Annotated in this window: 12 protein-coding genes and 1 pseudogene; 2 read left to right on the top strand and 11 right to left on the bottom strand. The window is 30.3% G+C overall.

The features are described from left to right. The 10 genes and pseudogenes from QZZ48_RS11045 to QZZ48_RS15825 all read right to left on the bottom strand — a co-directional run. Positions 1-338, bottom strand: a pseudogene (locus tag QZZ48_RS11045) (D-alanine--D-alanine ligase); the annotation flags it as partial. A 323-nt stretch (positions 339-661) separates the two neighbouring features. After that, entirely contained in the window at positions 662-1,231 is a 570-nt protein-coding gene (locus QZZ48_RS11040) for a YceI family protein (RefSeq protein ID WP_294965657.1), read from the bottom strand. 30 nt (positions 1,232-1,261) lie between these two features. After that, positions 1,262-1,975 carry a pirin family protein gene (locus QZZ48_RS11035; protein WP_294965655.1) on the bottom strand — a complete coding sequence of 238 codons (714 nt, stop codon included), beginning with the start codon at positions 1,973-1,975 and terminating at the stop codon, positions 1,262-1,264. Between the two features lie 108 nt (positions 1,976-2,083). Further along, complete coding sequence (locus QZZ48_RS11030; RefSeq protein WP_294965653.1) at positions 2,084-2,983, bottom strand: AraC family transcriptional regulator; 900 nt, start codon at positions 2,981-2,983, stop codon at positions 2,084-2,086. A gap of 10 nt (positions 2,984-2,993) precedes the next feature. Continuing rightward, positions 2,994-3,215 (bottom strand): hypothetical protein, encoded by a 222-nt coding sequence (locus QZZ48_RS11025; RefSeq protein WP_294965651.1) that lies wholly within the window; start codon positions 3,213-3,215, stop codon positions 2,994-2,996. Positions 3,216-3,282: 67 nt separating this feature from the next. After that, positions 3,283-3,537, bottom strand: coding sequence for a hypothetical protein (locus tag QZZ48_RS11020; protein ID WP_294965649.1), 255 nt, complete (start codon positions 3,535-3,537; stop codon positions 3,283-3,285). Positions 3,538-3,590: 53 nt separating this feature from the next. Further along, complete coding sequence (locus tag QZZ48_RS11015) at positions 3,591-4,145, bottom strand: manganese efflux pump MntP family protein (protein WP_294965648.1); 555 nt, start codon at positions 4,143-4,145, stop codon at positions 3,591-3,593. Between the two features lie 10 nt (positions 4,146-4,155). Next, positions 4,156-4,968: a formate/nitrite transporter family protein gene (locus QZZ48_RS11010; RefSeq protein WP_294965646.1), complete on the bottom strand. Its 813-nt coding sequence runs from the start codon at positions 4,966-4,968 to the stop codon at positions 4,156-4,158. 65 nt (positions 4,969-5,033) lie between these two features. Further along, a complete protein-coding gene (locus tag QZZ48_RS15830; RefSeq protein WP_366755930.1) occupies positions 5,034-6,875 on the bottom strand; it encodes an HD domain-containing phosphohydrolase in 1,842 nt (613 codons plus the stop codon). A 19-nt stretch (positions 6,876-6,894) separates the two neighbouring features. Next, entirely contained in the window at positions 6,895-8,106 is a 1,212-nt protein-coding gene (locus tag QZZ48_RS15825; protein ID WP_366755929.1) for a transporter substrate-binding domain-containing protein, read from the bottom strand. A 183-nt stretch (positions 8,107-8,289) separates the two neighbouring features. On the opposite strand from QZZ48_RS15825, the gene QZZ48_RS10995 reads away from it, so the two are divergent. Next, on the top strand, positions 8,290-10,140 hold the full coding sequence (locus tag QZZ48_RS10995) for a flagellar assembly protein A (protein WP_294965644.1): 1,851 nt from the start codon (positions 8,290-8,292) through the stop codon (positions 10,138-10,140). Here QZZ48_RS10995 and QZZ48_RS10990 read toward each other — a convergent pair. Continuing rightward, a complete protein-coding gene (locus tag QZZ48_RS10990) occupies positions 10,132-10,698 on the bottom strand; it encodes an HD domain-containing phosphohydrolase (protein ID WP_294965642.1) in 567 nt (188 codons plus the stop codon). The two genes, QZZ48_RS10995 and QZZ48_RS10990, sit on opposite strands and share 9 nt — an antisense overlap. A 95-nt stretch (positions 10,699-10,793) precedes the next feature. On the opposite strand from QZZ48_RS10990, the gene QZZ48_RS10985 reads away from it, so the two are divergent. Continuing rightward, on the top strand, positions 10,794-11,294 hold the full coding sequence (locus QZZ48_RS10985) for a hypothetical protein (RefSeq protein ID WP_294965640.1): 501 nt from the start codon (positions 10,794-10,796) through the stop codon (positions 11,292-11,294). The last annotated feature ends 267 nt before the right edge of the window (positions 11,295-11,561 follow it).

The raw sequence follows: 11,561 nt of genomic DNA, 5'->3' as shown, positions 1-11,561 counted from the left end.
CTTCTATCTTTTAAATATTCTTTTGCAAGTACTTTATCAGAATCAAACATCAAAGTCTCTCTTTGAGATCCTGAAAAGTTGATTGCATTTTTTTCAAAAAATTCAGAGAGCCAAATAGTTTCTCCATCTTGAGTAATTATATATTTAACTGCTAATATAACTAAATCAGGTTTTCTTTTTACAACATCATCTAATTCTTGTATTGTTTTGCACACATGAAGTGTTGCAGAATGTTCCATTAGATTTATTGAGTCTAAGACACCCTTACAAGCTGCAATCGTTCCAAAACCTGTCTCTTTTAAATCTTCATTCTCTGTTGTTATAATTTCTATGTTCATGGTATCACTTTTATCAGTAGCTAAAGATGGCCTTATTTTGGATAATTCCAAGTATAAGCCATCATAAATATATATGAGATTCCCCTATGTTGGGAAAAGTAACATGTAGAACTCGTTACCTTAATTTGTGAACGATTGAGGTATTTGAGTGTTTGTGTAACCTATGAAATACTGCTAAACGCATAAAACAGAAGGACTTATTTCTTCAAAGTGAAATAACTTTAATTAAATAGTGATTATTTATGTGGGGATTATACTATGAACTAGCTTACAAAGACGTTCAAGTACTTAATTACAGTAATGGGGGCAAAGGATATTAGCGATTATTTCGCTAATATCCCCTCTATTTGAATGTCTAATTTAATAGTATCACCAACAGCAACACCACCTGCTTCTAAAATTGTATTCCAAGTAATACCATAATCTTTTCTACTTAGTTTACCTGTTAATTCTAATCCAACTCTAGTATTTCCCCAAGGGTCTTTAATCATACCGTTGTTTTCAAAATCAAGTTTTACATCTTTTGTAACACCATGCATAGTTAGTTGTCCGTAAGCATCATCACCATCTATTTTCGAAAGTGTAAATGTAATCTTAGGATACTGCTTAGCATCAAATAATTCAGCAGACTTTAGGTGTGCATCTCTTTTTTTATTTGCTGTATTTATAGAGTTCACATTTATAACTCCATTTAACTGCGTTATAGTTTTTGTTTTTTCATCATAAATAAATGAGCCATCGAATGTATCAAACTTACCTAATACGTTGGATATCATCATATGTTTTACTTTAAAACCAACATGTGAGTGACTTGTGTCAACATTATATGTTCCTGCAAAAAGTGCAATTGAGCCTAACGTTGTAACAAGAAGTGTAGTGATTATTTTTTTCATTTATTTTCCTTTGGTAATTATTTATTTTGGTTATCTGTGCATTGGCACTTCAAACAACAGAAGGTGAGTGTCATCCAAGGCTTTAAGAGTATGGTACTCATTATCATTGATTTGCATTTCATCTCTTTCATTTAGTATATTTCCAGCAATTTCTACACTGCCTTTGATAACAAAAAGTAAGAATCCATTGCCATCATTTAGAGTTGGAAACACAATCTTTACACCATTATATACTTTAGTAGTAAATATAAAAGCATCTTGTCTAATTTTTATAGAATTATCTCTTGCATCTGGAGATGTTAAGACAACCCAATGATTTAATTGCTCTATTTTGTTAAAGTCACGTTTCTCATATAGAGGCTCTCCACCTTTTTGATTAGGCTGAATCCATATTTGAAATAACTCTGCACTTTGGACTTTAGAAGGATTAAATTCAGAATGACGTACTCCTGAGCCTGCACTCATATACTGAATCTCTCCTTCTTTTATAACTCCATGATTCCCCTGAGAATCGCGATGTTCTAGGCTTCCTTTAGTCACAATAGATATAATTTCCATCTCTTTGTGTGGATGCATATCAAAACCTTTCTCAGCTTCTATGATGTCATCATTTATAACTCTAAGAGCTCCATATCCCATGCGATCTCTATTATAATACTCAGCAAATGAGAAACTGAAATGACTGTGTAACCAGCCATAATTTGCTACACCTCTTTGTGCAGCTCTATGGATAATACTTGACATTTCAACTCCTTTCATTTCTTTTTCTTATGATGAAGTATAACAATTTGTAATTATAAATGAAAAGAGTAATATATCGCAAAAGTATGCAATACTACGGATAAGAAAGTTTTAGTGATTAAAGTGAAGTCTGTAAGCTTTTGGGCTAAGTCCTTCGTAACGTTTAAAAAAACGTCCAAGTTCAGAACTATTTTCAAAATTTAGATTTGAAGAAATTTGCTTAATGCTCATATCACTGTAACACAAAAGGTATTGAGTCTCTTTGATTATGCGTTTATGTATAAAATGTAGGGCTGATTTACCTAAGCTCTGACTTATAGTCTCACTTAGATGCTTAGGAGTGATATTTAAAATCTCAGCATAAGCCTGTACACTTTTATACTCTTGAAATTTTTTTTCTATAAGAGATAAAAATTGACTAGTTATCTGTTGGCTTCTATTTTTTATTTCTAGTTTTGGTTTAGCTAATTTTTCTCTTTTTAGTATATATAAAAGTTGTACTAGTAAATGTTTAGAAATCTCTTTATAATCACCTTTTTCATTCTTATATTCTATATTTACTTGCTCATATATGTTTCGTACATTTTTAAACTCTATACAATCAAGATCTACTGATTGCAGATTCTTATTATGAAAATCAAGAAGTTCTTCAACTCCGTTTGGCAAGAAATCTGGGTCGAAAGCTAAAACAATAAACTCAGAATTTGGCTGTGTATCTTCAAAAGAATGAATTACTCCTGGAACTAAAAGTTGCAAAGATTGTGCAGTTATATTGTAGTCATATTGATTAACATGACGCACAGAACCACCTTTTAATGCAAGGATACAAATGTAATGTCCGCATCTAACAGGGATTCCCTTATTCCCGTTTCCATTATTTGTAAGTATTACCAATCCATCAGGAGAAAAATCTTTAGCATATGTATCCATACCAAAAGATGGGTTCTTAGAGTGTAGTTGTTTATAACTATTTAACATCTGTTCAATAGTTACAAGAGGAAAATTATTCATAATATCTCTATTATTTCTTTTTGAGTCTATTTTTATAAGCGGTTGGATTAATATACTTTCCACTAGAGTCATTAACTCCAGAGTCTTGTTCTTTTATTATTGCATTTGTCTTAGGTTTATATTGAGTGTTTATTGCATTACTAGATTTGCCATTTACTTCAAGCTTTGTAATAAGCTCAGGATTTAAGTTCTTTAAAATTGTTAGTAGAGTCTCTATATTTTTTTCGTCCACTTATAGCTTGACTTCATGCATAATTTTATTCCAATAGTTTTTAAAGTATTATACTAAAGATATAAGCCTAATCCATTTCTAAAACATCATCACCATCTGAATAGTCAATATCCATTTCAGGTTTATCTTTAACGGCATCTGGATTTACCTCAAAGCTTTTGAGATTATAATCACTACCTTGATAAAAAGTTTGTTCTTGCGCATACTTTTTTTCTTTTTCAAGCTGTTTACGCACTTCTATATCTGTTTGTGTCTCTTGCTTCGCATCTACAGCAAATAAAAAAGAGTTAATTACAAGTATTAGGACAAAGATATTTTTCATAAAACTTCCCTTTAAATAATTTCATTTAATAATTATAATATAATTATCTTATATTAACTCATTAATGTATGCTCTATTAGGATTTTAAGTCCTATCCCTATCAAAACTATCCCGCCTAATTTTTCAGCCTTATCTTCTAAGTATCCGCCACCTTTTGAGCCAACGAAAACTCCAAAGTAGCTAAATATAAAGGTGACTATACCAATTATTACCATAGAAATGTAAGGATTTAGCAGAAGTAAGTTCAGTGTAAAACCTGCAGCCATGGCATCTATACTTGTAGCTATTGCTAAAAACAGTAGTACTTTATTTGTAATCATAGAGATTTCATCTTCTACTTTTTCACCAAAACTTTCATAAAGCATTTTCGAACCTATGATGCTGAGTAATACAAATGCTACCCAGTGATCAACTGATTCTATAATGCCACCAAGTCCAAGGCTTGCGAGATAACCAAAGAGTGGCATCAGACCTTGAAATAGACCAAAGAAGAGAGCAACTTTAAGAGCTAATGCTTTATCAAAAACCTTATTTTTAACACCAAGACCAATTGATACAGCAAAGGCGTCCATACTAAGAGCAAAAGAAAGTAGTAAAACTTCAAACATTATTTATCATCTATTTTAGATTTCTTTTTGGTCCAGTTTTTATATGTGTTGAGTATAGAGTTAATCCCGTAAAAGTAAGACCACCTATAAGGTTTCCAAGAACTGTAGGAATCTCGTTCCAAACTAAATAATCCATAATAGTAAAATCACCACCAAGTATCATAGAAAAAGGAAATAAAAACATATTTACAATAGAGTGCTCAAAACCCATATAAAAGAAAAGCATAATTGGCATCCACATAGCTATAGTTTTACCACTTACTGAAGTAGATACCATTGCACCAACAACACCCATAGAAACCATCCAGTTACATAACATTGCACGGATAAATATAGTAAACCATCCTTGTACTCCATATGCTTTGTAACCTAATGTTCTAGCTTCACCAATGGAGCCTATCTTATCTCCAACTACACCTGCACCAGTGGAGTAACCATAAGTCAATATAAATGACATCATAAAAGCAACAATAAGAGCACCAGCAAAGTTACCTAAAAACACTAAACCCCAATTTCGTAGAACTTGGTTTAGAGTAACTCCCTTTCTTTTATCAAGAAGTGCTAATGGAACAAGAACAAATACTCCAGTAAGAAGGTCAAAACCCATAAGGTAGAGCATAATAAATCCAACTGGGAAAAGCATAGCTCCCGCTAATGGAGAACCTGTTTTAAGTGAAACTGTAATAGCAAAAGCAGCAGCTAATCCTAGAATAGCACCAGCCATAAAAGCACGAATAAGAGTATCTTTTGTTGACATGTAAACTTTTGACTCACCTGAGTCAACCATTTTTGTAACAAACTCACTTGGTTGTAAATAAGACATATAATATTCCAATAATTAAGTTAAAAGTGCATTATATGTAAAAAATACTTATATTAAAAATTTTCTTAAATATATTGATTTATATTTACTTCATCTATCTGTTTAAGTTTAAAATATTTTTGTGCATAGACCTTATGAAGCCCACTACTTAAAAATAGTTTGAATATATCTTCATCAAGATGTTTATCCTTAACCATAAAACTCATTATTTTAATAGACTCGGAAAGAGTTTTTGCTTTTTTATAAGGTCTATCTGAAGCTGTTAGTGCTTCAAATACATCAGCTAAAGCCATAATCCTAGCAGGAATACTTAGTTCGTCTTTAGTTAACTTTCTAGGATATCCTGTTAAAGTTTCGTGATGTGTTCCAGCATATTCAGGTATACGTGTCATATGATCAGGGAAAGGAATCTTTTCAAGCATCTTGATGCTTAGTATCACATGCTCATTAATTTTATATCTCTCTTCTACAGAAAGAGTTCCTTTTGCGATACAAAGATTATATACTTCACCATAATTGTATAGATTTTCTGGAACATCTTCTTTAAATCCATTTTTTTCATAAGATTCATAATCAAAAGTAGTTCTTTTAATAATATGCTGTTTTTTATCACTTAAAAGTTTTTCAGTTGCTGGTAATGTTTGAGCTAATTCTTTGTCATAACGAAGTATCTCTATCTCACCTAAACCAAGAGAGTCATCAAAATTACGAGTCCACTCTTTATTCGCAATTTCTCTTACTCTTTCTTGTTTATCTTTATCCATAAACTCTCCACCAATATTTGTATTGGCTATGAAAGTAAAGTCATCAGTTAATTTGGCTTGTTTTGTCTGTAATATATTAAGTGATTCTTCTTTATCTTTGCCATCTAGTTGTGCTTGAAGATACTCTATTTGTGCATCACGCCAAAGAACTTCAAATCGTGTACGAACCTCATGAATCCTGTCGTTAATAGTTTCAAGTTTTGTTGATTTATCTACTACATATTCAGGAGTGGTTACTTTTCCACAGTCATGCAACCATGCTCCTATTTCAAACTCTCTAAGTTCATCTTCTGTAGTAAGCTTAAAATCTTTAAATATACCTTCTTGCGAGTTACTTGCCTCATCTACAAGAAGTTGAGCAATTTCAGGAACACGCTCACAATGTCCACCTGTATAAGCTGATTTTGCATCAACGGCTTCGGCTATAAGTTTTACTATAGAGTCTAACATTTTTGCTTGAGAGAGTTGAAACTCTTTAATACTTTGAGACATACTTACAAAAGAGTCAGAGAGATCAATAAATTCAATTATATTTGTATCTATCCTTCTTACATCATCAAATTTACGCTGTTTTATTTTTTCATTTTCAATTTTTAATATTTTTATAGGTTTTACAATTATATTTGCAGTTAAGAAGACTAAAGGTATTGCAAGTATAAGTAAAATAATAGCTATCATAAATGAATATCTCATATTTTTATTATAAGGTGCAAAAAGAGTCTCGGTGTTGACTTTGATTCCTAAAAATGTATTTTCATCATTAAGCTTTTTGTACATTGTAAAGTACTCTTTATTAGCCTTAGTGTATCGTATTATTTCATCTTTTTTTCCATATTTTAATGCTTCAGAGAGTCTCTTGTCAATCATATCCATATCAGACGTTTGAGTATTTGCAGCAAACCAATTATCGTGAAGTTTTTGTAATTCTTTATCTGTAAGAGAATCCAGCGTTTTATTTAAAATTGAGAGAAGAATTGGATTATCTTTTTGAACTAGAAAGTGTATTGACCTTGCTTTATTATTATCAAGCTCTTTAAACCAAGCCGTTTTTTTTAAGTTACCTATATAGAGCTGTTTTACTAAATAGCTAAAGGCTTCACTTGTATCTATTACGGCATCTGTTTCATGCTTTGAAACAGACATAAATGCACCTGACATATCTTTATATTCTATTACTTTTATATTTGGGTAGTTCTTTTTTAAATTCTAAATCTTTTATAGAGGAGATGCTATTGTATTTTGTTGTAATAAAGTAGTTTTTAAAACTATAAATAGGTTTTGAAAAAGCTCCCTGTTTTTCTCTATCAGGTGTTTTATAGAGTGAGTGAACAACATCTATATCTTTTGATACAAACATCTGCATTATTTTACTCCATATGAAACCATTTACAAACTCTACCTTGAGTGAACTTTTCTCTGCAAGGAGTTTTATTAAATCAATCGAGTAACCCATCGGTTTAGCCGCAGCCTTAAAATCAAAGGGAGCCCAATCATCTTCATTGGAAAAAATAATAGGAACTTGTTTGTCTAAATACTTTTGTTCTTGCTCAGTAAACTCTATTGCAGACTTAGCTTCTAAAGTTTTAGATTTTTCTTGAGTAATCTTTTGAGCAATATCAGATGATGCAAACTTACTTCCGTGTTGATTAAAAACAAATATTTCTGAATTTTCTTCAAATTTTTGAAGTGCTAAAATAGAATTTAATCTATCTAGAGTGTAGTCAATTCCAAAGACAGTACCTTTATTATCTAGTTCAAGTGCACTAGTTACTCCTGAAGTTTTAAGATTTACAAAAAGATAAGGAGCTGTACGGATTGCAGTTTTAGATGCTATAGCTTGAGTATACCAAGGACGAGTTAGTGAGTTGTACTTTTTAACTTCTTTTACCTTAGATAATAATTTTTGATTTTTATCATAAAAACCATACCGTGCTACATTGTTTATATTGGTAACTGTTAACCATCTTGTCTCTTTTGGTGCTTTATACAAATCATATATCAATTTAGAAGCATTCATATTAATTACTTCATAAAATGAACCATCTTTATGAGTAAAGAACATTGCATAAAGACCTTTATTCATCTTCATCATTTGTGTTAGGTCATGAAATGCTTTTTCATTATTTTCATATTCAATAGTTTTATAAAAATTAAGATTATGTTTATTGGCGTTTAAAATGTCTTGCATTTTTTCATGATTTTTATAAAGTGATTGACTAATGTTATTTGATATTAACTCAAAGGTTTTTTCTGTCGCAGATGCTGCCAAAGTTCTATTAAAGTAATACTGAGATATTAACAAAGAAGTTGAAACAACTCCAACTAAAAGAAGAAATAAAACTATTATATTTGTTTTTAGAGTTTGATGAAACATAAATATCCTTATTAGAACAAATTATACACTGATGAACCTTAAGCAATCAAAAATGTTATCTTATGTTTTATCAAAAATATTAAAAGTCCTCACAATTTATATTTGACTTATTGAGTAATTAGTCGATAGTATATTAAGAATTACTGAGTATATTAAATAATATCTTTTATTAAAGAGTCTAAAATGATGAAACCTATAAATGTAGTTACTAACAATATTGCAAGAGAATTTCTGAGTATTGCAGGAAAAAATTCAATCCATATTTCTAAATTATATGTAAAGATAAATAGTGTTAAAACTTTTTATAAAAATGGAGGCACTACTGTAGAAATACCGCTTAATGAACTTAGTAAATATTCAACTATTGAGTCATTAAGAGATAATTCAATTGCCTTTGAGCAAGAATACAATGGAGTTGTTAAGCCCTGTGAAAAGGGTTATGCATTTGAACATATGATTAGTGAAATAGAGTTTAAATCAAATGACACTATTGCTTACTTCGTAATAAAAAAAGGTTCTAAACTACACTATTACGATGGGCTTTATGATGACTTTCTTAATTATATATTAGAACAAAAATTAAGATCAAATATCATGCTTTATCTATTTGACACTGAGTATAAAGATAGTATAAAAGGTCTTGTAGATGTAATAGAACAGATCAAAACAATCACATTTAAAGAAGATAAGAAAATACTTGTTGCAAAAGGAATAGATGCTATTGAAGCTGTAAACTCTGATATACATATGAATATAGAAGAGAATAATGCTGTAGGTGATGAAGATAGTGAAGGTAAGGTTGACTATGCAAATAGAGGTTTTTTACTAAGCTGTGTACAAGGCGAACAGCTCTTTGAGTTTATAAAACCTCAACAGGGAAAACATGGTAGAAACTGTAGAGGTAAAATTCTTGAAGTTGAGATTATCAATATAGATGCACAACCAACATTTACAGTAGAAGATGGCATAGAAGTTCAAGATAGTTTCGAGAACATAAAATACCTATCTACAAAAAGTGGTTATCTGGTTAAAAATGGAAATCAATATGATGTCTCAAACAGCATCGATGTTGATGAAATCTCGTTTAAAACTACTGGAACCATAAACTCTGATTTAGACTCAGATATATCTATAAACATAATAAAAAACAATCCTTTAGAAGATGCCGTTGAAGAAGGTATGCATGTAAAGGTGCAAAAACTCACCATCAACGGTAGTATTGGTCCAAATACTATTATAGAAGCACGTGATATAATAATTGATGGACAAACTCATGGAGATTCTTCTATCAAGTGTGTTAATGCAAAGATAGGGCATCACAAGGGTAAAGTAGTTGCTAGAAAAGTTGAAGTAGATGCCCTTGAAGGCGGTGAAATCATTGCAGATATAGCAATTATCAAAAATGCAATGCGTGGTAAGATTAAAGCAAAGAGTATTGAGATTGAGATTTTAGGTTCACATGTCATTATGGAAGCATCTAGATATATTCAAATAGAAAAAATCAAAGGTGAAGAAAATACTTTTATACTTGATTCTCTTGTAGATAGTGGTTTTGATACAAATAAAGCAGATGACCAATCTTATATAATCAAGACAGAGAATGAACTTAAAATTCTCATTCAAGAGTTTAAAGATATTACTATAAAAGTAAAAAACTCACTTGAACCTTGTGAAAAAATAAAAGCTGCAATCATCAAAAGTAAAAACAAAGGTATAGAAATATCACCTTTGTTTATTCAAAAGTTTAAACAATGTAAGGTATTAAAAGTTCACTATAAAAAGAAAAAAGAGAGAATTGAGCATAAAAAAGAGCAGTACGATAAACTAAAAGAAAAACTAAATAATAGCGGTTCAAATATTTTTGATGCACATATCACACTTGAGAATGCACTTAAAGGATATAACCATATTATATATAAACTAAATAACCCTGATAGAGAAATAGAACTACATACAAATGACAGTATGAATAAAAAAATCTTTAAACTTCAAGAAGATGAAGACGGTATTTTAAGTATTATAAATCTAAACTAATACTTTTTCTTCTTTGAATATTTTTGCTATTAAATCAACTATCTCTTCTTCAAAACGATTAGCCGGAACTTGCTCGTAAAGTATTTCCATAGCTTCATCATGCGGTAAAGCTTTTCTATAAGGTCTAGTCTCTACAAGAGCTTGATACATATCTAAACAAGCAAGTATCTTTGACTCAAAGCTAAAATTTACCCCCTTTGTACCAAAGGGGTAACCACTTCCATCATGTCTCTCATGATGAGCCGAAGCCCACTCCTGTATTTGCTCAAATCCATCAATTGAGTTTAAAATCTTATGAGTTAAATAAACATGTTCTTTTACTCTTGTAAACTCTTCTTTTGTTAATGGTACATTTTTCTCCAGTATACTTCTAGGAGTACTTAACTTACCTATATCGTGAAAGTTTGCAGCTACTTGAAAAAATATACTTCTTTGTTTTTGCCATCCAAGATATTGAGTGACTTTTTGAGCTTTTGATGTTAACTCATTTGAATGTAGTGCTGTGAATTTAGATTTAGCATCTATTATATTTGAAAAGACTGATGAGATACTTAGCAAATCATCTAACTTTATTGTTGAATCAATTACAGGAAGATACTTTTTTATAGAGTTTAAAATTGGCGAAATATTTAATTTAACAGGAAACTAAATTAATGAACTTCAAATTTTTAAAGAGATATCAAATATTATTTTTTATATTATTTTTCTTACTCTCTACAACTATAATAATATTAACAATAAAATCAAACAAAACAGATAAACTAAATACAAGTACAACTGAAGTTAAAAAAGAGAATAAGGTACTAGATCCAAAGCCTAAAACAGAACCAACAACAATCATAAAAACTAAGAAAAAAATTGAAACAAAAAAGAAAATCCCTATTACTAAAAAAGAATTAATTGATATTTCTCCACTTTTTAGTAATGATAATTTACTTGACTCAAAACCACTATTAGAAATAGACCAGATAATGGTAGAACAGGAAAAAATCAATACCTTTACAAAAGACAAGTATAGTATTGAAAAGAAAAAAGACTGGAAAGTTGATTATGAAGTTGGTTTAGATGATGGAGCAATAGACGATCTAAAGACTGACCCATCATTAAAACCTGATATAATCAAGGGTAAAGTTGAATTTTCAAAATCATTTTAGAATTAGCGATATTTTATTGCATTGCCGGTCAGTAAACCGAAGTAGTTGTGATTATGATGTTAAACTGGTCGCATACCTTTTTATATGAAAGACCCATCTTAAACTTAATGGTATTAGTCTGTCTTCTCATAATTAATTGTAACAGACATAGATCCAAAATTAATTTAACCTGGAATGTCCCCTATAAACTAGACAAACTTTAATTCAGTAATTTAGATAGAATAATACAAATGTGTTATGAGATTTAATAGGATTAAAAATGGCAAG

Origin of the sequence: Sulfurimonas sp. (assembly GCF_016744025.1) — a bacterium.
In the GTDB taxonomy this organism is placed as follows: Bacteria; Campylobacterota; Campylobacteria; order Campylobacterales; family Sulfurimonadaceae; genus Sulfurimonas.
Note: the sequence above shows the minus strand (reverse complement) of the source record. Positions and strands in the feature narration are given on the sequence as shown.

Bases quoted from the DNA above. Each gene is read 5' to 3' on its own strand.
- QZZ48_RS11040 (WP_294965657.1), bottom strand. From the start codon at position 1,231: ATGAAAAAAATAATCACTACACTTCTTGTTACAACGTTAGGCTCAATT.
- QZZ48_RS11035 (WP_294965655.1), bottom strand. From the start codon at position 1,975: ATGTCAAGTATTATCCATAGAGCTGCACAAAGAGGTGTAGCAAATTAT.
- QZZ48_RS11030 (WP_294965653.1), bottom strand. From the start codon at position 2,983: ATGAATAATTTTCCTCTTGTAACTATTGAACAGATGTTAAATAGTTAT.
- QZZ48_RS11020 (WP_294965649.1), bottom strand. From the start codon at position 3,537: ATGAAAAATATCTTTGTCCTAATACTTGTAATTAACTCTTTTTTATTT.
- QZZ48_RS11015 (WP_294965648.1), bottom strand. From the start codon at position 4,145: ATGTTTGAAGTTTTACTACTTTCTTTTGCTCTTAGTATGGACGCCTTT.
- QZZ48_RS11010 (WP_294965646.1), bottom strand. From the start codon at position 4,968: ATGTCTTATTTACAACCAAGTGAGTTTGTTACAAAAATGGTTGACTCA.
- QZZ48_RS15830 (WP_366755930.1), bottom strand. From the start codon at position 6,875: ATGTCTGTTTCAAAGCATGAAACAGATGCCGTAATAGATACAAGTGAA.
- QZZ48_RS15825 (WP_366755929.1), bottom strand. From the start codon at position 8,106: ATGTTTCATCAAACTCTAAAAACAAATATAATAGTTTTATTTCTTCTT.
- QZZ48_RS10995 (WP_294965644.1), top strand. From the start codon at position 8,290: ATGATGAAACCTATAAATGTAGTTACTAACAATATTGCAAGAGAATTT.
- QZZ48_RS10985 (WP_294965640.1), top strand. From the start codon at position 10,794: ATGAACTTCAAATTTTTAAAGAGATATCAAATATTATTTTTTATATTA.